Source organism: Nitrosomonas sp. ANs5 (genome assembly GCF_050584665.1).
Classification (GTDB): Bacteria; Pseudomonadota; Gammaproteobacteria; order Burkholderiales; family Nitrosomonadaceae; genus Nitrosomonas.
Genome location: NZ_JBEUDO010000001.1, coordinates 1 through 22402 on the forward strand (window position 1 = coordinate 1; position 22402 = coordinate 22402).

General features: G+C 51.0%; 18 protein-coding genes. 13 read left to right on the forward strand and 5 right to left on the reverse strand.

The genetic code is table 11. The annotated features are described in order from the left end of the window. The first annotated feature begins 19 nt into the window (after positions 1-19). Both rimO and dksA read left to right on the forward strand, forming a co-directional pair. Positions 20-1354, forward strand: a complete 1335-nt coding sequence (rimO, locus tag ABTW62_RS00005) for a 30S ribosomal protein S12 methylthiotransferase RimO (RefSeq protein WP_430902517.1) — start codon at positions 20-22, stop codon at positions 1352-1354. A 214-nt stretch (positions 1355-1568) separates the two neighbouring features. Continuing rightward, entirely contained in the window at positions 1569-1997 is a 429-nt protein-coding gene (gene dksA / locus ABTW62_RS00010; RefSeq protein WP_430902518.1) for an RNA polymerase-binding protein DksA, read from the forward strand. 632 nt (positions 1998-2629) lie between these two features. On the opposite strand, the gene ABTW62_RS00015 is transcribed toward dksA, so the two are convergent. The 3 genes from ABTW62_RS00015 to ABTW62_RS00025 form a co-directional block, all read right to left on the reverse strand. After that, positions 2630-4906: a polysaccharide biosynthesis tyrosine autokinase gene (locus ABTW62_RS00015; protein WP_430902519.1), complete on the reverse strand. Its 2277-nt coding sequence runs from the start codon at positions 4904-4906 to the stop codon at positions 2630-2632. Between the two features lie 72 nt (positions 4907-4978). After that, complete coding sequence (locus tag ABTW62_RS00020; protein ID WP_430902520.1) at positions 4979-6199, reverse strand: polysaccharide export protein; 1221 nt, start codon at positions 6197-6199, stop codon at positions 4979-4981. 91 nt (positions 6200-6290) lie between these two features. After that, on the reverse strand, positions 6291-6713 hold the full coding sequence (locus ABTW62_RS00025) for a low molecular weight protein-tyrosine-phosphatase (protein ID WP_430902633.1): 423 nt from the start codon (positions 6711-6713) through the stop codon (positions 6291-6293). A 579-nt stretch (positions 6714-7292) separates the two neighbouring features. On the opposite strand from ABTW62_RS00025, the gene ABTW62_RS00030 reads away from it, so the two are divergent. From ABTW62_RS00030 to ABTW62_RS00060, 7 genes are all read left to right on the forward strand, one after another. After that, positions 7293-8708 (forward strand): lipopolysaccharide biosynthesis protein, encoded by a 1416-nt coding sequence (locus ABTW62_RS00030; RefSeq protein ID WP_430902521.1) that lies wholly within the window; start codon positions 7293-7295, stop codon positions 8706-8708. Continuing rightward, entirely contained in the window at positions 8705-9826 is a 1122-nt protein-coding gene (locus ABTW62_RS00035) for a glycosyltransferase (RefSeq protein WP_430902522.1), read from the forward strand. The genes ABTW62_RS00030 and ABTW62_RS00035 overlap by 4 nt, the downstream gene beginning before the upstream one ends. Positions 9827-9870: 44 nt before the next feature. Next, a complete protein-coding gene (locus ABTW62_RS00040; protein ID WP_430902523.1) occupies positions 9871-10797 on the forward strand; it encodes a hypothetical protein in 927 nt (308 codons plus the stop codon). A gap of 124 nt (positions 10798-10921) precedes the next feature. Then, the gene (locus ABTW62_RS00045; protein ID WP_430902524.1) at positions 10922-12064 is read left to right on the forward strand and encodes a glycosyltransferase family 4 protein; all 1143 of its coding nucleotides are present in this window, start codon (positions 10922-10924) and stop codon (positions 12062-12064) included. An 89-nt stretch (positions 12065-12153) separates the two neighbouring features. Continuing rightward, positions 12154-13197 (forward strand): GNAT family N-acetyltransferase, encoded by a 1044-nt coding sequence (locus ABTW62_RS00050; RefSeq protein WP_430902525.1) that lies wholly within the window; start codon positions 12154-12156, stop codon positions 13195-13197. Between the two features lie 26 nt (positions 13198-13223). After that, positions 13224-14057, forward strand: coding sequence for a polysaccharide deacetylase family protein (locus ABTW62_RS00055; RefSeq protein WP_430902526.1), 834 nt, complete (start codon positions 13224-13226; stop codon positions 14055-14057). 21 nt (positions 14058-14078) lie between these two features. After that, positions 14079-15212, forward strand: coding sequence for a glycosyltransferase family 4 protein (locus ABTW62_RS00060; protein ID WP_430902527.1), 1134 nt, complete (start codon positions 14079-14081; stop codon positions 15210-15212). A 71-nt stretch (positions 15213-15283) separates the two neighbouring features. Here the strand turns inward: ABTW62_RS00060 and ABTW62_RS00065 are convergent, their stop codons facing one another. Then, positions 15284-15508 (reverse strand): hypothetical protein, encoded by a 225-nt coding sequence (locus ABTW62_RS00065; RefSeq protein WP_430902528.1) that lies wholly within the window; start codon positions 15506-15508, stop codon positions 15284-15286. Positions 15509-15697: 189 nt separating this feature from the next. After that, complete coding sequence (locus ABTW62_RS00070; protein ID WP_430902529.1) at positions 15698-16225, reverse strand: beta-lactamase hydrolase domain-containing protein; 528 nt, start codon at positions 16223-16225, stop codon at positions 15698-15700. A 641-nt stretch (positions 16226-16866) separates the two neighbouring features. Here ABTW62_RS00070 and ribD point away from each other — a divergent pair. The 4 genes from ribD to ABTW62_RS00090 all read left to right on the forward strand — a co-directional run bounded on the left by ribD (position 16867) and on the right by ABTW62_RS00090 (position 22230). After that, positions 16867-17985, forward strand: a complete 1119-nt coding sequence (gene ribD, locus ABTW62_RS00075) for a bifunctional diaminohydroxyphosphoribosylaminopyrimidine deaminase/5-amino-6-(5-phosphoribosylamino)uracil reductase RibD (RefSeq protein ID WP_430902530.1) — start codon at positions 16867-16869, stop codon at positions 17983-17985. A gap of 257 nt (positions 17986-18242) precedes the next feature. Beyond that, positions 18243-19457, forward strand: coding sequence for a TIGR04063 family PEP-CTERM/XrtA system glycosyltransferase (locus tag ABTW62_RS00080; RefSeq protein ID WP_430902531.1), 1215 nt, complete (start codon positions 18243-18245; stop codon positions 19455-19457). A 9-nt stretch (positions 19458-19466) separates the two neighbouring features. Continuing rightward, entirely contained in the window at positions 19467-20636 is a 1170-nt protein-coding gene (locus ABTW62_RS00085) for a glycosyltransferase family 4 protein (protein ID WP_430902532.1), read from the forward strand. Between the two features lie 208 nt (positions 20637-20844). After that, the gene (locus ABTW62_RS00090; protein WP_430902533.1) at positions 20845-22230 is read left to right on the forward strand and encodes a phenylacetate--CoA ligase family protein; all 1386 of its coding nucleotides are present in this window, start codon (positions 20845-20847) and stop codon (positions 22228-22230) included. Positions 22231-22402 lie beyond the last annotated feature (172 nt).

Sequence of the window (22402 nt, forward strand, 5' to 3'; positions counted from 1 at the left end):
TTTTATTACTGGAAACTGAATGACACTTGCTTCAAGTTTGCAACCCAAAATTCCACGGGTTGGTTTTATTTCGCTGGGATGCCCTAAAGCGACCGTTGATTCTGAGCGTATTTTGACTTGCTTGCGCGCAGAAGGCTATTTGATTTCATCGAGTTATGCTGATTCCGATCTGGTTGTGGTCAATACCTGCGGTTTTATCGATAGTGCCATTGCTGAGTCGCTGGAAACGATCGGTGAAGCCCTGGCCGAAAATGGGAAAGTGGTGGTCACAGGATGTCTTGGCGCCAAGAGCGACATCATTCGGCAAATACATCCCAAAGTGCTGGCCGTGACCGGGCCTCAAGCGACCGAGGAGGTGATGGAAGCCATTCATCATCATCTGCCCAAGCCACATGATCCTTACCTGGATCTGGTGCCCCCTCAGGGTATTAGGCTGACACCCAAGCATTATGCCTATCTCAAGATTTCCGAGGGTTGTAATCACCGCTGTACGTTTTGCATTATTCCCAGCATGCGCGGGAATTTAGTCAGCCGGCCAGTTGGTGAGGTGCTGCAGGAGGCGCAGAACTTGGCCGATGCCGGTGTCAAAGAACTGCTGGTCATTTCTCAGGATACCAGCGCCTATGGCGTGGATATCAAGTACCGGACTGGATTCTGGCAGGGAAGGCCGGTCCGAACAAGGATAACCGAACTGGCCCAAGTGCTTGGAGAGTTAGGAATCTGGATACGCTTGCATTATGTTTATCCCTACCCGCATGTCGATGAATTGATTCCCCTGATGGCTGAAGGCAAGCTTCTGTCCTATCTGGATATTCCTTTTCAGCATGCCAATGCGCGTATCTTGAAGTTAATGAAGCGTCCGGCCAACAGCGAGAATGTACTGGCGCGGATAAAGCACTGGCGGGCGATTTGTCCCGAGATTACGTTACGCAGTACGTTCATCGTCGGTTTTCCGGGAGAGACCGAGCAGGAATTCGAGGAACTGCTCACTTTCCTCGAGCAGGCACAACTCGATCGGGTGGGGGCATTTACGTACTCTCCGGTTGAGGGGGCTGCTGCCAATGCCCTGCCTGATCCTATTCCTCCCGAATTGCAGCAGGAACGGTTGGCGCGCCTGATGCAATTGCAGGAGGCGATTAGCCGGGAGCGGCTGGCAGGTAAATTAGGCCAGACACTCCGAGTGCTGGTGGATACAGTCGATGAGAATGGTGCGATAGGCCGTAGTTCTGCTGATGCACCGGAAATCGATGGACTGGTTTATATCGATAGCGGCTTGCCACTCAAGGTAGGGGATTGGATCGATGTGCGCATTACCCGAACCGATACTCATGATCTGTGGGCTACGCCGGTTTGACATAGCGTTTTCAATGGCAGCAACCCTCGCGCGCAGGGTGCGCTTATGCACTATAAAACTGACGAGAGATTACTCTGGGCTTCTTGGCTGCTGCGCCATCGATGAGGTGAGGCATGTGATATGTTTCGCGCCACTTGATAATAATGGGGTTTTCTGGTATTGATGAGCGGTTCTATTTTTCCCCTATATATAATAATCAGGAGTGTTGCAGAGCATGAACATGCAATTAGAGTCACATAAATCGATAGCTCCTTATGAGCCAAAAAAGGGTGAGGAGTATATGAGTCCCGAGCAGCTGTTGCATTTTCGAAAAATACTGGAGGTCCAGAGAGCTGAATTATGCAGGGAAATAGACCGTGCAGTCCATGTGATGCAGGAAGGGGCAACGATCTTTGCCGATCCCAACGACCGGGCCAGCCAGGAATCCGATATGGCCTTGGAATTACGTAACCGTGATCGCGAGCGTAAGCTGATAAAAAAGATCGATGAGACCTTTCATAAAATTGACTCGGGTGATTATGGTTACTGCGAGAAATGCGGCGTCGAGATTGGTCTGAGGCGATTGGAAGCCAGGCCGACTGCATCGCTCTGCATCGATTGTAAAACGCTGGATGAAATCCGGGAAAAGCAAATGGCTAAATAATGTTTATGGCGCCACTGGCCTCAGTTTCTATTACATGCTTAAGGGTACCTCTAAAAATTCAGAGTTTTAAACAAGACGAGGCGAGAATAAAAAATGTTGACGCAGCATATGATTGATATGTAAGGAGACATTTTTTGTGAACAACGACGTATTGTGACGAAATATGGATTTTTAGAGGTGCCCTTGAGAGACTGTTTGGGTATTTCCTGTATTAGGTCAGCGCCGTCAACATTATCGTCATTGTGTCGAGATAGGGTTGCCGGAGAGCATCTGGATGGGCCCGGTCCGTTGGGCCTCGCCAAGGATAGGGGTCATTTTACTGTTCGTGACGAGCGCGCAGCGAAGCAATCCAGCCCAATGTCAACCTGGCCTTGATGCTGAGTGCCTTGCAAGCAGGCAGCGGTGGAGGTTGCCGATAGTTTTTAGAAAAAGCAGTGCGTATTGACACGTATTATGCAGCGGTATGATTACTCACGGCCAGCGTTTCCAAACAGCCTCCTAGGCGCTTGCTGGGAAAATGGCAGCACCATGATTGGCTTTATGCCAGGGTGACTGACCCCAGACAGGTATTTCCAAATAGCTTTCAGGACAGCCGAGCTAAATCAAATAGTTAATCACATCCTGTTGTCGATTTATTTTTCACTTTGGTAATGGTATTGATAAACATACCTGCCATAACTATGGCGTGATGAAGTTTCGGGAATATCATTGAAAATAATGCCTTTCAGATTGACGCCAGCCTGAACGAGTTTTCGGGTACTCTGTTCAAGTTCTCTTATCGGATGCGCGCCAGCTTTGGCTACCATAAGTGTTGCGCTTGCCAGGCGACCGATAATTGCCGCATCGGTAGCTGCCAGAATCGGTGGTGAGTCGATAATCACCAAATCATATCGTGTGCTCACGTTATCCAGAAGTTGCCTGAGATGTTCATGCAACAACAGTTCCGAAGGATTCGGAGGGATGGCTCCGGTGGGAATGAAATCAATGTTTGCCAATGGGATGGATTTGATGGCCTCTTCTATCCCAATGGAATGCGTAATGAGATCAGACAGGCCGTTTGCTCTTTCCTGAAACAAATGTTTATTGGCTACACCCCTGCGCAAATCTCCGTCGATCAGCAATACCTTCTTGCCGGCATCCGCCATGACTACGGCAAGATTGACAGCGACGAAGGTTTTGCCAATTCCGGGGCTGGGGCCGGTAATCATGATGATGTTGTTATGCGCTTCCAGGAAGGCAAAATGCAGGGTGGTGCGCAAACTGCGCAGACTTTCCATCGCAAGATCTTCTTTGTATTGCAGGGACAAGAGTAGAGGCGCGGAATTACTGGCCGAGGGGTGCGCATGTTTCAGTCTTTTATCGATTATTTTCTGATTCTTGCTATGCTGGATGGTTGCGTAGACAGGTATATGCAGGATTTTTTCGATTAAATCGGGATCCTTGACGCCTCGATTAAGTGATCGGAGGATGAATGCAGCCACAATGCCCAGAATTAATCCCGCAGCCAATGCGATGGCTATGATCAGCAGTTTCTTGGGTCTAACCGGTTCGTCGAGTGGCAGGGCATAATCGATAATCCTGACATTGCCAACGGTGCCTGCTTTGGCTACGCGTATGGTTTGGGCATGATTGAGCAAAGTGGTATAGAGTTCCGTGCTGACTTTCAAATCTCGCGATAGCCTCAATATGACTTGCTGGGTTTCTGGCAGCAACCCGATTTTTTTCTCGTAAGCGCTGATTTGCGTTTGTAGCCGGCTGATCTGTTTGTCTATCGCCACGACATTCGGGTGAGATTCCGTGAATCTCTGGCGTAATTCATCCCGTTTTTGTTGCAATAAGGTGAGCTGAGTATTCAGCTCAACTGTACCGCGCAGGATATTCTGGGTTTCCAGGTCCAGATCGATGGAACCCTTATGGGTTCTGTAATCATTCAGAGTGGAGGTAGCCGTTTCTAGTTGTTCCTTGAGTTCGGGCAATTGCTTCTCCAGAAACGCCAGGGTTTTCTGTGATTCGGCAGATTTCTGCTCGACGTTTTGCTGCAGGTAGGTATTGGCAATTTCATTGATGATGCGTACAGCTGCTGCCGGGCTACTCGACTCGATCGCCAGTTCGAGAATGCCAGTACCCTTACCTTTCTCGCTGATGGAAATGCTTTCTTTCAATCGACGGATTGCTTCGCCCTCCGAGCGTTGTACCAGTGCGAAGCGTGTGTGCGGGCGTGCCTGCAAGCGTGCGACAAATATTTTCACTGGCTGCTTGCGATTGGCTTGCTGAGCATGGGCCAGTTTACCAACTTCACCTTCCAGAATTATTTCATCCTGAAAAATGAGCTTGAATCGGTCATTTGCCATGGCTTGTATAACGATTTCCTCATCTTTCCAGTTATTCGGCACTTCAAGTGTGTCGACTTGAATGACTTCGCCTCCCCAAGCGAAATGGTCGAATCCGAACAGTGGATCGGAGAGAATATCGCTGCCGTTGCGTTTCTGGTACCAACGGGCAATGGCTTTCCCAATCAGCGGGAAATATTTGGGTTCTGCAATAATGTCGAGATGGAGATTTTTGATGGTCTTGCCCAATATCATTCTCGATTTAATCAATTCAATTTCAGCCTGTACTGGTGTTTTGGTCTCAAGGAATCCAGTCAGTGAATCTAGTCCGGCCATCGATTGCGTATTTTCCTTGACCTGCAGCAGACTATCCGCCTTGTATACCGGTTGATCCAGCAAAGACTTGGCGATACCGAAGAAGAGCGCGACTAACGTGATTGCTACAATCAATCCCTTGTTATCCGCCAAGGTGCCTAGCAGTTCACCCAGATCAATTTCGTCGCCATTACGGTTGATAGGATAATCAGGACTGGCCTTGGGCAAAATGGCTGGTGGGGCTTCAGGTATTGAGTATGTCATTGTTTGCGTCCGGTTCATAAAATTGCATTGAGCTTCATCTGAATGGCCATGTTTTCTATTCAGGACCAGTGATTACTGTTTCAGGAAGGGCTGGACTCTAAGTGCGCCATCGAAAGCATTCAACAGATTGATCGTAGGTTGTATCTGTCCAATAATCTGATTCCAGCGTATGCCTTCGGCCCGGTCAACGTAGATGACATCCCGCGGTTGAAGCGGGAAACGGTCTGCCAGTAGCAGGGCGTCAGGTGATTTTGCGTCCAGGTGATAGATCTCCGGTTTGCCCAGCCCTCCGCGGAAAACAAAGATTCTGGCTGCATCGGAAGTTTCCTGGTCAAGCCCACCTGCCTCACTGAGCGCTTCGGTCAGAGTCATGCGCGCCTTGTGCATGACGAGGCTGCGTGAACGGCCCATTCCCGCACCGCCCAGGACCCGGAAATTGGTTTCGCCCAATACGAACACCTTATTCAACGCGCTATCGGGCACATTCAGCACATCCCCATGTTGGAGCAATACATTCTGGGTAATATCGCCACCTTCATAGAGGCTTAGCAAATTGATGCTGTAGGTTTTGTTGTCGCGAGTCAGTGTGATATTGCGCAAATCAGCTTCATGATTCACGCCGCCGGCATTGTTGATCGCTTCTAGTACGGTCAGCGGAATGTCTTTGACCAGTTGAATGCCGGGCTGCGTGACTTCCCCCACCACATACACCCGCTGACTGCGATAGGCGGCCACCCTGACATCCAGCTGTACAAACTCTATGTATTTCGATAGCCGCCGGGTCAATTCTTCGCGAATTTCTTCGACTGTGCGGCCTGCAGCCTGGACGATGCCGACATAGGGATAGAAAAATGTGCCATCCTCGCCCACCACGTTACCTGCCGCCTCGGCTGAACGGAATTGGCCAGCCGGGATAGTCAGTTCAGGGTGATCCCATACAGTAATGTTGAGAATGTCCCGTGGGCCGACTCGATATTGTGTGTAAGGCTCATCCTCGGTAGGCACGCCTTTGACGGTTTTCGAACCTATCCGGTAATCGAAATAGTGGTTGGCAACATTGTCAGGGGCAAGGCTGAAATTACTGTAGTTCTTTTCGAGCTCGATGATCAGCTCGGCATTGATAGTCTGGATGTTGAGTTTCTCGAGAATGACTTCATCATTTTCTTTGGTCGGCATTTCCACGCTGGACTGCCTGGCAAATTGTCTTACGTGCTGCCCGGGCACGATCGTGCAGGCAGCCACCTGGCATAAGGCCAGGATGCATAAATAAGTTCTTACTTGCCGTAAATTCATGCTGGATAGAAGACAGGCTTTTTATGACAAATCATTTAATGGAAGTTTGAGTAGCCCGATGGAATTGCATGCAATCTATACCGGGCTGGGATTACAATTTCTCGACCCATTGCGTTACACCCTGTTCGATAAGTGTCATCGACTGTATGAAAATCGATAATTCTTTCTGATAAGGATCGTCAATATCAAATTTCCCCCATTTTCCCAGGCGAAACACTTTGCCTTTCGCGCTGAGCTCGCGTGTTTCAATCGCGGTTTTTTGCCATGCTTCCATTACCAGAATGAGATCGGCGTTGCGAATCATGTCACTCGATATTTGACGGGCGCGGTGGGCGGAAATATCTATCCCTTTTTGCAGCAAGAGTTGATGGGTGTTTGGATCAGCGCGCTGTCCCGTCAACGCCCCCAGTCCGGCGGAGCTGACGAAATAGCCAGTTTTGCCTTTTTCATCCAACGCGTGTTTCAGGATCCCTTCAGCCATCGGACTTCTGCAGATATTGCCGACACAAACCATGAGTATCTTGCTGAACAATTTTGATTTTCCGTAAGTACAATCAAAGCGGCATGTAACAGCCTAAAAAAATATGCCGAATCACATTGTGATAGCCAGTCTGCATCCGGTTGTTATGGAAGGGTTCTTCTGTGAATGGCGGCAGATTGTGCATGCTGGATTTCTCAGTTGGGCGGAATAGAATATTCGGTTTTTGCAGGTGTCGGGCATGCCGCTAACCGCCCCGAAGCCAACGTATTCAAAGATTGAAGTATGCTTTAAGAAAATATGCAGTAGTTCATGATGCTCATTTTCCAGCAAGTGCCCAACTGAGGAAACCAGGATCATCTGCCTGCCATACCTTGCACGCCCTTCAAGATATATGGTGCAACGAATACAGGGTTTTGCAAGTGGCGAATAGTAGGGCAAAAACAGTTATCTTCACTGGAATGTTCCGAACCAGAAATGGTTACAGTTGAACTGTCAGCAGTTGCAATCAGGATCTGCTGCGTGTTTAAGTGCCCATATATTGGCTGGCAACAGATAGCTGATAAAAAAAACCCTGTTGCTTGTCCAGACTAACTTCATACGACCTAGACGCCAATGCTGTTGAGACATAGTATCGCCTATCTGCTGGCACGCGGTGGCCCGGGTCTGGTGAATTTTGCCGCACTTGCAATTTACACGCGCCTGCTCAATCCCGATGAATACGGGCGCTATGCATTAGTCATTGCTGGAATAAGCTTCTTCAATGTCGTTTTCTTCCAGTGGCTCAGATCCTCATTGCTTCGATTTCTACCGTCGCACCTCACCAATCCGGTTCCCGTACTGGGCACTCTCTTGTGTGCTTTTGCTGGCATAGTTTTTCTTACTGGTTTATTGGGCACCACTATTATTTTGCTGTGGGCGGAGACCTCCTGGAAAAATCTGATCGCACTTGCCATCCCGTTACTCTGGATGCATGCCTGGATCGATCTCAATCTGGAGCTGGCCCGTAGCTCGCTTCAACCCAGGCATTACGGTATGGTGGCAGCGACAAAGGCCGTAACCGCACTGGTGCTGGGTGTTTGCTTCGTGATGTGGGGGCTTGGTGAATTTGGCCCCTTGCTTGGCATGCTGGCCGCTTTGCTCATTGTCGGTCTGATATGGGGGTGGAAACCATGGATCAAAGCGCTCACCCGGCCATCGAACCAGTTGTTTGTGAGTTTCCTGAAGTACGGCATGCCGCTTACTGCCACGTTCGCGCTTGGATATATCATCAGTACTTCGGATCGCTTCCTGATCGTATATTTCCTGGATGAAGCCGCCGCCGGGCTTTATTCAGCGGCGTATGATCTCGGTAGCCATACGCTGACAATTTTATTGAGCACGATCAATCTGGCAGCATATCCGCTGGCAGTGCGTGCACTCGAGCAGCATGGGGCGGCAGCGGCACGAGAACAGCTGCGCCGAAATGCAATTTTATTGCTGAGTATTGGCTTGCCATCTATCGCAGGATTCATGCTGCTTTCGAGTCATATCGCGGATATTGTTCTGGGTGCAGATTTCCGTGAAGAAGCGGCATCCCTCCTTCCATGGGTGGCGATATCGGTGCTTTTTGCCGGTTTCCGGGCCTATTATTTCGATCTTGCTTTTCAGCTAGGCCGAAGGACTATCATCCAGACTTGGATTGTTGCTGCAGCGGCAGGTACCAATCTCATGCTCAATATCCTGCTCATCCCCGAATTCGGTGTATTAGGCGCAGCCTATGCGACTGCTATTGCCTATGGCTTGGCGTTATTGCTGAGCGGCTTCATTTCACTAAAATATTTTCTGTTGCCATTGCCTTGGCAGGATGCATTAAAGATATTTCTTTCCACCATACTCATGGCCCTGGTGCTGTCACCGACACTCGCTTATTCAGGTTTTTTTGTGTTGTTGGGCCAGGTTATCCTGGGCGTGGTGACTTTTGGCTGCGCTGTGCTCGCGATCGATGCCGGGGGGTATCGTAGCGAAGTCTTACGGAGATATTTCTCATGACTAAACATATTGCCATCTTCATCCCCTCATTGAGGGGAGGGGGTGCAGAGCGCGTCATGGTCACGCTGGCTAATGGTTTTGCAGCGCGAGGGTTCAGGACAGATCTTGTCCTTTCGCAAGCAGTGGGGCCATATCTTGAGGAAGTGGCGGCTAACGTTCGGGTGGTCGATCTAGGCTCAAGTCGAGTGGCATTGAGTTTGCTGCCTTTGATGCGATATTTTCGCCGGTCTCGACCGATGGCCATGTTATCGGCACTCGGGCACGCAAACGTGATTGCTGCGGTTGCCAAGCAGCTGAGCGGCGTCAGGACGCGTCTGGTTGTATCGGAGCATAGTACCCTGAGTGACGAAGTCATTAGAAAGCGTACAGGACGTTCCCGTTTGCTCCCCTTTATGATGACAAAAACATACCGGTTTGCGGATTCCATTGTCGCCGTTTCGGAGGGATCGGCTCACGCACTTTCGGAGCGTATTGGAGTGTCGCAAAATGCTGTGCGCGTTATCTACAACCCAATTGACTGTGAACACATCCGGCGGCTCAGTCTGGAACCACCCGAACACCCATGGTTCCGGGAGGTCGGTTTGCCTATTGTGCTCGCGGTTGGCAGGCTCACAGCCGCCAAGGATCATAAGACATTGATTCGCGCATTTGCGCGAGTCAGGCAAAAACAAGCTGCCAGACTTGTGATTCTTGGTGAAGGGGAATGCCGCAATGAACTAGGGGCGCTGGTCAAGACGCTTGGTCTTGATGATTGTGTATCCATGCCCGGCTTTGCAAACAATCCCTTTCAGTATATGAGGCGTGCGCAGTTATTTGTATTGTCATCAGCATGGGAAGGTTTGCCCACTGTCTTACTAGAAGCGATGGCATGTGGAACAAAAGTTGTCAGCACCAACTGTAAAAGTGGTCCGAGTGAGATTCTTGAGCTCGGCAAATGGGGGGAGCTGGTTCCGGTTGGTAATGACGAGGCACTTGCTGATTCAATCATCAAGAATCTCGATGAACAGCAGTCAGTCAATTTCAGTGATCGCTTGGAGGTATTTTCGCCCTCTAAAATATTGGATACCTACGAGGATGAATTGTTTAAGGGCCGCCCCGGCAACACAATCTATTGCTGAGCCTGCCGATGAGAGTGAATAAAGCATATCTGCAGTATGCATGCATGTTGATATTCATCGCAGCCATGCTGTCCATTCCTTGGGAGGTGCTGCGAGGTGAGGTATTTCTGGATAAACAGGTTTACTATGAGTATTTCCAGTATGGAAAACTGATTCTTGAATTCCGTGAATTCGAAAGTGTGATCGATTATTTCATCCATGAATTTCTCTGGCATTTCTCGGTGCACTTCCTGGTGCATGAGCTGGAAATACCTTTGGATTATATATTTCTCGGGATCTCTGCCTTCTTGCTCACGGTTTTTTCACTTTACCTGGTGAAGCAGCATGGTGCGTTATCTCTGTTGTTGTTGATCAACCCACTCGTGATTGATCTTGCTTTTTCCCAGTTTCGATCGGCACTTGCGATTGCTTGCCTAGGGGCAGCTTTTCTCGTGCGCCGATCTTTGCTGGCATACGTTTTCACCGGCATCGCTTTGTTATTTCATACTGCAGCATCGATATTCATCGCGATCAATGCATTTGCGTATTTTGGTCAACGATATATGGCCAGGCATGGCAAAAGTGGGTTGGTCGCGATAGGGATTTTTGTTGGCTTGGGGGTTTTTATTTCCCTGCTGATTGGTCCTCTCCGGGAAATTATTCTGACACTTCTGGGAGACCGCAGAGTCCATTATCCGGATCAATCGAGTACTTTTTTATATATTTCTTTTTGGGCCGGATTACTGGTTGCGCTCATTTTGCACGCAAAAAAACATGCGTTGAGCAAAGCACAGTCTATTTCCGCAGTCATTCTTTCACTGGTTACGACAAATCTTTTTACCGGTGGCTACTCAACCCGCTTTCTCGCAACCATGTTCCCTTTTCTCGTTTCAAGCGTATTGACAATAGATCGTGGGATTCGGCCACTGATACTAGCAGCCTTTGTGGCATATACCGCTCTTCAGTGGTTGTTTTGGTTAAATATCATTTAACCAGATGAGGTGATTATTGAAATATTTTTTATAAATAATCACGTATCCAATGGGAGTATTTTTGTTTTCTGACAATGATTGCAGAGGCGAGCCCAGAATCTCCCATGCCAAAAAATAGCCAATTATGAATATTGCAACACTTCACATCATTACTACTCTTGGCAATGGCGGTGCGGAATCCGTGCTCTACCGGTTGTGTATTCAAAATCCGGAACAGCATGAGGTGATCTGCCTTACAGATTCCAGAAAATACGGTCCATTGCTATCGACTGCTGGCGTGCGGGTCCATACGCTTGACATGCCAAGGGGAAAGATCACCCCAGCCGGTCTTTTGCGGTTGTGGAAGCTGATCCGTCAGATACGACCGACTGTGATCCAGACCTGGATGTATCACGCAGACCTTCTGGGTGGCGTGATCGGTCGCTTGGCGGGGAACCAGGCAATTTTCTGGAATATCCGCCATACGGATCTGGTGCCTGATAAATCCCGACGCAGTACGATTATGGTGGCAAAAATCTGTGCGCTTTTATCGCGCTGGATGCCACACAAAATTGTCTGCTGTGCCGAACGGGCCACGGCAACTCATGCTGCCATGGGTTATGACCCCTCGCGGATGGTGGTGATCGGTAATGGCTGCGATCTGTCACGCTTTACACCGGATGTAGCAGGCGGCAAAAAAATTCGGGATGAGTTAGGTATTCCTGAGAATGTGCCACTTCTGGGGTATGTCGCGCGTTGTCATCCACTCAAGGACCACAATACATTGTTGGCGGCGTTTGCCTTGATTCGCCGGACTTGGGCCGGTGTGCGCCTACTGCTTGTTGGGCCGGGCATGGTCGCAGAGAATTCAGAATTGAAAGCCATGATCATGCAATATAGTTTGGGTGGGACGGTATTGCTTGCTGGACCACGAACCGATATTCCTGCTGTCATGAGCGCACTGGATTTGCATGTGATGTCGAGTGTAAGCGAAGGTTTTCCCAATGTGCTGGCGGAAGCCATGGCTTGTGGTACACCCTGTGTGACGACGGATGTGGGTGATGCTGCGCTGATCGTTGGGGATACTGGTTGGGTGGTGCCCGCCAACGCACCCAGTGCTCTGGCTGCAGCCATTTTATCAGCGCTTGTTGAACGAAATAACGGTCATGTGTGGAACAAACGGAAATGTGCAGCAAGAATGCGAATCGAAGAACGTTTCTCGCTTGCATCAATGATTTCGGCATATCGGGCTGTTTGGCAAACTGCAAATGCTAGCAAATCAAAATAGATGGTTTGATGGAATTCTTGCGTGGTTCACGATTGCTGCGTCTGAATCGAAGGGGATAAGTTCTTTTTTATCAATCAATAGGGGGGGGCATGAAGGATGATTGCTGGGAGATGGGTGCACTGTCTGGTCACCTGGATAGTCAGGCCGTCCTGGATGTGGTTCGCTCTTCACTGCCGGGTAATGCGGCCACGCGTAAAACTGAAAAGTATTGGCGCTGGAAACATATCGAGAATCCATTTGGAATGAGTCTGGGAACAATTGCCAATGTTCAGGAAGAGGTGATAGCAGTGCGCAGCTTTATGCAATGGCGCTTCTTGTTCGGTACAACAGAGCTGACGGCTGTCCGGGCCGTGGATACAGTGACTGCTGATGCATGGCGAGGAAAGGGGATTTTCAAGCAGCTGACGCTGCAAGCAGTGAAAAACTTGGAAGCCGATGGGGTCGATCTTGTCTTTAATACGCCCAATCAAAACAGCGCTCCGGGCTATCTTAAAATGGGTTGGTGCGATATTGGCTCAGTACCGTTATATATTCGACCGCTTGAACCGTCGAGAATAGTTTGGGCTCTGATCAAAGGCAAGTCTGGGGCAGGTCCGGTGATGCCTGCCTGGTATCCTGATGAGGCCCAACTACCGCGTTGGGTCGAATGGGAAGACCACGGTGAAATCATCGCTGTCATGCGCTCGCATGAGATGAACCGGCGGCCGTTTGGCCTGCGTACAGTCCGTACAGCTGATTACCTGTCGTGGCGTTATGGACGGAATCCGCAGGCCGATTATCGTGTTCACATTCTGCGTGAAAATGGTCATGCTGTAGCCGTTGCCGTCCTTCGGCCAAATATACGCTATGGTCTCAGGGAGCTGGTAATTACGGAGATATGGGCACGTGATGCGAATCCGGGTTTCATGCGGCGTTTGTTGGACACCCTGGGACGCTGTGCGGAAGCAGACTATATGATAGCCCACTTTGCAAAAGGCTCGGCTGAGTACACTGCATTGCGCAAGTCTTCTTTTTTCAGGGTACCTGTCCGAAAAATGCGCTTATTCACCCGGAAGCTTGGCAAACCATTACCTGCATCGGTTTTTACGATGCAGGGTTGGGATCTGACCCTGGGAGACCTGGAACTTTTCTGATTCCCTCATCATTCCTGGAGAACAATGTGCGCGATATCTTGAAAGCTGTAGTGGCTGCCCATGGCCATTTTTTTTACAAATACCCACCGGGATCGGTATCCATTCTTATGTACCATCGGGTCACCGGTGATCTGCCGGTCGAGTTGGATTTGCCATTCGAAATATTCAAGCGACAACTGACCCGGTTGGCCGAGGAAGGAAATGTTGTGCCTTATCGCGAAGCGGTAAACAGATTACTTGAAGGGCGGAATGGCAATCATTGTCATACCTATGCGATTACCTTCGATGATGCTTACCAGGATTTCTACACGCATGCCTGGCCATTGCTGAGGGCTCTCGATCTCCCGGCTACCTTGTTTGTGCCGACCCGCTTCATTGATGAACCCGCTCATTTGCCGTTGTCTCGTGCAGTGCCGGGTGCCAATACGAAACTGCAGTCCATGACTTGGGAGCAGCTGCGTGAAGTGGCTGCCGACCCGCTGATTACCCTCGGTTCACATACACATAATCATCCCGATCTCATCAAGCTTTCTGATCTGCAGATTGCCGATGAAATGACACATGCTACCAGGCGCTTCCAGGCCGAACTGGGATGGGTGCCGGCTGATTTTGCCTATCCACGTGGGCTCTGGGATGAGAGGGTGCAACATGTGATTGCCGTCTACTGTGAGACAGCAGCCATTGTCGGTGGTGAGATTGCCCAGGTTGCAAATATCTCACGCTATGCGGTGCCACGCGTGCCGATCCGCCGGAGTGATGGCTGGCGCTGGTTCGAGCCGCGAATCAAAGGTAATTTGGCTGGGGAAGAAAAAGTGATCAGGTTTGCCAAGAAAATGCTGAGTGGTGTGCGTGGTTACTGATTACATGGTGAGGCATATATCTTGAAGATTATTCTATTCGCGAATACTGACTGGTATCTTTATAATTTTCGTTATTCGCTGGCACAAGCTTTGCGTGACAGGGGGCATGAGGTGATCTTGGTATCTCCAGCAGGCCCTTATGGTGCACGCTTACAAGCGGATGGTTTTTGCTGGATTCCAGCGCCGATGGAGCGGCGCAGCCTGAATCCATTGCGTGAGCTGGTGTTAGTGCTATGGCTTCGGCGTTTGATAGTTGATGCACATGTGGATTTGGTCCATGGGTTTACGATCAAGTGCGCAATCTATGGTTCTTTGGCTGCACGGCTGGCGGGTGTGCCAGCGCGGGTCAATGCGGTAGCCGGTATGGGCTATGTTTTTACCAGCAACGATTGGAAGGCGCGCTTTCTGCGGCCACTGGTACGGAGCCTCATGCGCCTTGCGCTGGATGGTGCTGATGCTCGGCTGATATTGCAGAATCCCGATGACGCCATGCTTTTTGAGCAGGCACAGTTGGTGGATCCCGCACGGGTCCGGCTGATTCCAGGCTCTGGCGTGAATTGTCAACGCTTTGGATATACAGCTAGGTTGCGTGAGGCCGGGCGTTTCCGTGTATTGTTACCCGCCCGGCTGCTCTGGGATAAAGGCATTGCGGAGTATGTTGAGGCTGCCAGATTGTTGCGTGCCGCAGGACGCGAGATCGATTGCCTGCTGGCGGGCGATCCGGATCCAGGCAACCCAGCCGCTGTCCCTGAAACAACGCTGAGTAACTGGGTGGATAGTGGTCTGATACAGTGGCTGGGGCATGTGGACGACATGCCTGGACTCTATCGTTCAGTGGATGTGGTCGTGCTGCCCAGTTATCGGGAAGGGTTGCCCAAGGGGCTGATCGAGGCTGGCGCCTGTGCACTGCCTTTGGTGACGACCGATGTACCAGGCTGTCGGGAGGTGGTGACGGACGGTATAGATGGTTTGCTGGTCCCGGCGCGTGATGCAGCTGCTCTGGCGGATGCGATCGCCCGCCTGCTAGACGATAGTGAGCTTGCACGGCGGCTTGGGTTGGCGGCCAGGGAGAAAGTTTTACGGGAGTTTGACGAGCGGATTGTGATCCAACGCACAATAGATGTGTACGCAGAGCTACTGCCGGAATCCTACTGAGATTCCATCCGATGAGAGGCAAATACTGGGATTCTTCCCATCCATGCCAACCCAGCCGATCATCCGCAGAGTCATTGTCTGGATAATGCGAAAATGCTTTCTCCCAGATCTTCAATGTGCACATCCTGAAAACGGTCTAGCAGCGCGCTGAAACGCCGAAGATAAGCTTTCACCTGGGAATATGACACGGCAGGAAAAATATGCTGCTGATAGTCGGTGCTATCGGTTGTGGTGCGCCGGATAAACGGTGCACGTTTGAGCAGGCGGCGGATTTCAGCCTCGGTCCAGCCTCTCATCCGGTCGGCGAGGGAAGGTAGTCTGCGGCCCAGAAGTAGCGGTTTAGCTTGTTCGAGACTGCCCAGAATGCGCTCGCAAGTACTCCGGCCTTCTAAGAAGCTGTTTGGAAATTTCCGTTTTGGGCTTATCTCATCAACGTCATATCCATGGCAGTGATGCATAGTTGCCGAAAAGTGTCTGGATAGCCGCTAGCACGTCACTTGTCCTGTGCACCATTTTTGTTTGACTTTTTCCTCGAACCCAAGATTCATGCCGGAAGCGCGGCCTTCCTTGAAAGCAATATTTGGCGGGGTGCCTTCGCTTAGGCGATAGCTGGTCCACATGGCGCCGGCTTTGTTCCCGGTCGCACAATGTACCAGGATGGGTGGGGAAGCTTGGGCAATGGCTTGCTTGAAGGCAGTCAGCTGTGATTCATCGATTCCTTCGCGTGTGACTGGAATATTGATATAAAGCATATTTTCTGCTTCAACCGCCAGCTTTTCTTTTTGTGTTTCATCCGGTTCGGGACGCAAGTCGATCACTGTGCGGAAGCTGTGTTTGACCAGTTCCTTGATGGAGTCGTTGCTCAATGCACCCGAGGTGGCGATTTTCGGAGTGACGCGCTGGTAACGCATCAGGTCATTGACTTGGGTTGCATAGGGTACTTGATCTTTAGCGTTCGCTGCGCTCGTCAACAGCATGAGCAGCATGATGGCAGAATGTCTCAAAGTAATCATTTTAAGCTCCAATAATGTTGCAAAGTCTGCCAATCGTAGCATAAATACCGAATTGATAGAAATCAGGGTGCGTAGTATAAGTGGCTAGAATAGTTGAATAAAGCAGTACACCAGGGTGCGGCCATCTCCTGCCTTTATGGGCGATTCGCTTGTTATCTGTTGAATGATGGTAGAGTGGCTTCGCGCGGCGAGACGGGCGGTGTTTTGGGTTAGGGGGTAATGCAAACATGCCTAGTACTCCGTTCCGCCAAACCGCTTACATGAAATCGCGCCTTCGCCTGTCATGCGTTGTTGCAAATCCTCGCCATAGCTACGGCTATGACTGCGGTTTGCGCTTAGCCTGGCAGGCGAATCCATCGATTTCATTTGTAAGCTAATTGACGGAACGGAGTGCTAGGAGGCTGTCCGAGAATAGACTGATCTACTGCGGACGAGCCTGATTGGCCGGATTTTACGATCCTTTTCGTTAAATAGAACGACTATTCGCCTCAAATGATCGAAAAATCCAACTCAACCAGCCTCGCTCTCGCTACGATCGCTATTCTCGGACAGCCTCCTAGCGGATTATTTTCAGATCGCGCGATGCTGAATGGGTCAGATCGGGTGCATCTTATTTGGAAAATTGGAAGGAGGATAAGTCAGTGTTTTCCCAGGCGGACTACATACATATGTCTCATGCCCTGAGATTGGCCGGGAAGGGGCTTTATACTACGAGCCCGAATCCCCGCGTGGGATGCGTGATCGTGAATGGCAATCAGGTGGTCGGAACAGGCTGGCATGCACGCGCGGGAGAACCTCATGCAGAAATCTACGCCCTGCAAACGGCGGGAAAGCTGGCGCAAGGCGCCAGTGTTTATGTCACGCTGGAACCTTGCAGTCATCATGGCCGGACACCGCCCTGTGTGGCTGCTCTGATACAGGCAGGCGTGGCCAGGGTTGTTGTCTCCATGCGGGATCCCAACCCCAGAGTCAACGGGCAGGGGCGGGAATTACTGCGACAGGCCGGTATCAGCGTGCAAGTCGGGCTGTTGGCAGCCGAATCCGAGGCACTGAATATCGGATTTGTCAGCCGCATGCGGCGCAATCGTCCCTGGGTCAGGGTGAAAATAGCAGCGAGTCTCGATGGCCGCACTGCGTTAAAGAATGGTGATAGCCAGTGGATTACCAGCGAAGCGGCCCGCCGGGACGGCCATAAGTGGCGTGCGCGTTCCTGTGCTGTGTTGACTGGAATCGGCTCGATCAAGAGTGACGATCCGCAGCTGACGGTACGGCATATTGATACTGGCAGACAGCCGATGCGTGTGGTGGTCGACTCACGGCTGGAAATACCCTTGCAGGCAAAATTATTACGAACTGCCGGAACGACCTGGATTTTTACAGCAACGGCTGACGAAGAGAAAATTCAATTGCTGGAAAGTGCCGGCGCGCGGGTTTTTATTTTGCCCGATAATACAGGAAAGGTTGATCTTGGTCGCATGCTGACACAACTTGCCGGGCTCGAGGTCAATGAATTGCTCGTCGAGGCGGGGCCTACATTGAGTGGTGCACTGGTAATGACCGGATGGGTTGATGAGCTGATTTGCTATCTTGCACCCAGCCTGTTGGGAAACCCGGCACGAGGGATGCTCGACCTTCCTGAATTTACGAGTCTGTCCGAGAAATTGAATTTGCAGCTCCAGGATGTTCGAAAGGTGGGGCAGGATGTGCGTTTGCTAGCCAGAATCGTAGGGTGCGCTTGCGCACCATCCGGCCGACGCTGAATTTTGGTTGCCGGAAAAAGTCTGGCTTCACGATTTTCAGCTTCGTGAATTACTAACAATTTACGGTTCCAGGCGAATTCTCCCAAAGGCGCGGAATAAGCCTTTTATTTTGAATGTACGCTTGCCTCTTGGTCGTATATCATGTTTTCGACCAGACGGCGCTACGTTACCCACCTGTCTGCGTGGCAAGGTATTCTTCCGGGAAGTCATCAACATGTTAATACTTGGACCCATCATTTATTAAGGAATCTGGGGTTATGCGTATTTTGCACATTCTGGACCATTCCATACCGCTGCATAGCGGGTATACGTTCCGGACTCTGGCCATACTCAAAGCACAGCGTGCCATGGGTTGGGAGACTTTCCATGTAACAAGTGCCAAGCACAAGCAAGCCGGTGTGCTGGAAGAAAGCATTGACGACTGGCACTTCTATCGGACGCCTGAACATACGCATCCCATCAGTAAACTACCGGTATTGAACCAGGTTGCCATTATCAACAGCTTGAGCCGGCGTCTCATGGATATCGTGCAGGCCATCAAGCCGGATATCTTGCACGCGCATTCTCCGGCGCTGAATGCCATTCCAGCTTTGCGAGCCGCACGAAAATTACATATTCCGGTTGTTTACGAGGTGCGCGCATTCTGGGAGGATGCGGCAGTAGACCATGGTACCAGCAGAGAAGGAGGGGTGCGCTATCGCCTGACGCGTGGCTTGGAAAGTCATGCTTTGCAGCGCGTGGATGCGATCACCACAATCTGTGAAGGTTTGCGTAACGATATGATTGGGCGTGGTATTGCCGCCGAGAAGATTACTACTATTCCCAATGCAGTCGATATTGATAAATTTGCATTATGTCATGCCCCGGATGAAGCACTTAAGCAAAAACTGGGGCTGCTGGATAAACGCATCATTGGTTTTATCGGCTCATTTTATGCCTACGAAGGGCTGGATGTGTTGTTGCGGGCGCTGCCGCTCCTGCTGACGCGTCACCCTGATTTATATGTCCTGCTGGTCGGTGGTGGGCCGCAGGAAGGCAATCTTCGGCAGCTCGCCAAGACACTCGCTATCGAAGACAAGGTGGTTTTTACCGGCCGCGTGCCGCACGATCAGGTGCAGCGCTACTATGACCTGATCGATGTGCTGGTTTATCCAAGACTTTCCATGCGATTGACTGATCTGGTGACGCCTTTGAAGCCGCTGGAAGCCATGGCGCAGGGGCGGGTGCTGGCTGCTTCAAATGTGGGTGGGCATCTGGAATTGATCCGGGATGGCCATAACGGTATCTTGTTCCAATCGGGCGATCCACATTCATTGGCTGAAAAAGTCGGCGCGTTGTTGGAGACGCCCCAGCAGTGGGCGGCGTTGCGTCGTGCCGGTCGGGATTTTGTCGAGACGGAGCGTAATTGGGCGGCCAGTGTGGCGAAATATCAGCCGGTTTATCACGGCTTGGTGACGGAACGGAAGAAATAGGCTGAATCTGTGAATAAGTTCCATTCTTCTCTGGCGCCCGAATCCCGGGTGGTTCGCCGTGAACATTTCGAGGAATCTGAGCGATCGTGGCAGGAGATTTCAGGATTGCGGATAGGTCTGGTTGGTCCCTTGCCACCTCCTGCCGGCGGAATGGCCAATCAAACCCGGCAGCTGGCCGGGTTGCTGCAGCAAGCAGGGGCGCAGGTCACGCTGTTGCAGGTCAACGCACCTTATCAACCGGCTTGGATCGGCAGGATAAAAGGCGTGCGCGCGATCTTTCGTTTGCTTCCTTATTTGGTAGGCCTGTGGACATCGGCCAAACAGGTCGAGTTATTCCATGTGATGTCCAATTCTGGATGGTCATGGCATCTTTTCACTGCACCGGTTATCTGGATTGCCCGCTTGCGGCATAAGCCCGTCGTCATTAATTACCGGGGCGGCGAGGCGGAAGCATTCTTTGCCCGGTCTTTTTTTTGGATCAGGCCGAGTTTGAAACATGTCCAGGCAGTCATTGTGCCGTCTGCTTTCCTGAAAAATGTTTTCGAGAAATATGGCATCAAAGCCATCATCGTTCCCAATATTATCAATCTTGAACGTTTTTCCATGTCTGCCGGCACAGGGCGCAGCCTGAAGGTGCCGCATATCATTGTCACACGCAATCTGGAACCGATTTACGATATTGCGACAGCAATTCACGCATTTGCGCGTGTCAAGACGGTGATGCCTACAGCCCGGTTGACGATTGCTGGTTCCGGTCCGGAACGCTCTGCGCTGGAGTGTTTGGTAACCGAGTTGAAAATGGCAGGTAGCGTGCAATTTACCGGCCGTCTGGAGAATGAAGCCATCGCGACGCTTTATCGGGAAGCGGATCTGATGGTAAATCCAAGTTTAGTCGATAATATGCCGAACTCAATTCTGGAAGCCTTGGCAAGCAGTGTGCCAGTGGTGAGTACCCATGTCGGTGGCGTGCCCTTTCTAGTGACGCATAACCGGAATGCGCTCCTGGTGCCGCCTGGCGAGCCGGTGGCGATGGCAGAGGCTATGCTGGCGGTATTGGGCGACGAAACAATGGCAATGCGATTGGTTGAGGAAGGGCTTGAATCAGTCCAGCAGTACACATGGCCCAGGGTACGTAACCGGCTGCTGGCTGTTTACCGGCAAGTTTTGGCTGGCCATTAAGCCTGTAAATTCCGGTTGATCGCTATTTTATAGGGCTGACATATTATGACGATGAGAATAAGTTGTCGTTTTCGAGCCTTCTTGATGGGTGGCAATGTGACGTACCGGGTTGTAGGGTTTTCAAGCCGCATTCCTGTGACTTGGGCAGTGTTCGTTTCAGCTTGTCTAGCTGAAGTTCTCAGGTTGATAACGAAGCAAGAGGTACTGGATGGGTGATTCTCCGAGAAGACGGTCTGATTATTACACTGCCTGGGTCAGCGGGATGCTTTTTCCCTTGCATGAGCGCTTCAAGGGGCATGCCAGTGTCAAGGTACGCAAGACCATGGAGCGCTCACAATGGTTGTCACCAGAGCAAATTGTGCAAGGCCAGCTCGACGGGCTTCGTCAGCTGTTGTCGCATGCGCAAGCACATGTTCCCTACTACCAGAAGCTGTTTGACTCAGTCGGTTTGGCACCGAACGATATGCGCTCTTTGCAGGATCTACAGGGTTTGCCTTTGCTCGATAAGGAAAAGATTCGGGCCAACCTCGATACGTTGCGTGCCGATAATGCGCGCAACCTGACGCGTTTCAATACCGGCGGATCAAGTGGTGAGCCGTTGGTTTTTTATATCGGGAAGGAACGGGTCAGCCACGATATTGCCGCCAAGTGGCGTGCCACCCGTTGGTGGGGCGTGGACATCGGAGATCCTGAGATCGTGATTTGGGGGTCTCCAATTGAGCTCGGTGCGCAAGATAGGCTGCGCAGCCTGCGCGACTATCTCTTGCGCAGCAAACTGTTGCCAGCTTTCGAAATGTCGGGCCAGAAGCTGGAGCATTTTCTGGCCACCATTCGGAGACTTCGCCCAAGAATGTTGTTCGGTTACCCTTCGGCTTTGTCGCATATCGCACAATATGCCGATAGAAAGGGGGTGGAAATGAATGACATCGGGATTCAAGTCGCATTTGTGACCTCGGAGCGCCTGTATGATGATCAGCGCCGGCAAATCGGTGCCACTTTCGGGTGCTCGGTCGCCAATGGTTATGGTAGCCGCGATGCAGGTTTTATCGCGCATGAATGTCCGGCCGGCGGTATGCACATTACCGCTGAGGACATTATCGTGGAAATTATCGATGCGGAAGGACGTGTTCTGCCCCATGGTGAGGCTGGAGAAATCGTTGTGACGCATCTGGCAAGCGGCGATTTTCCCTTTATACGCTACCGGACCGGGGATGTCGGGGTGCTGGATGATAAAAGGTGCGCCTGTGGCCGAGGACTGCCATTGTTGCGCGAGATACAGGGACGCAGTACCGATTTTGTCGTGGCGCAGGATGGAACCATCATGCATGGTTTGGCCTTGATTTATATTTTGCGTGATATGCCACAGATCAGGGCTTTCAAAATTGTCCAGGAAACTTTGGATTTCACGCGTATCCTGATCGTTACGGCATCCGGTTTGGATCAGGCAGATGCGAGTCACATTGTTGCAGCCTTTCAATCCAGACTGGGTAAGCATGTCGCTGTGAAGATCGAGGAAGTAAGCGAAATTCCTGCCGAGAAATCTGGCAAGTTTCGATATGTAGTCAGCAAGGTGACGGTACCTGCCGAGCAGTGAATAGCATGCAAACGGGTTGTGCCCGAACAATATGCCTATGAAAAAATACCCGCTTGCCATTATTGCGCGAGCATTCTGACTCGCGCCATGCTTTTTCTGTGTCAGTGATCACTGTACGCTGGTCAGGGTGTCATGAAACAGTTCTAACCTCGGCTCCGGCAGCGCGCATTTT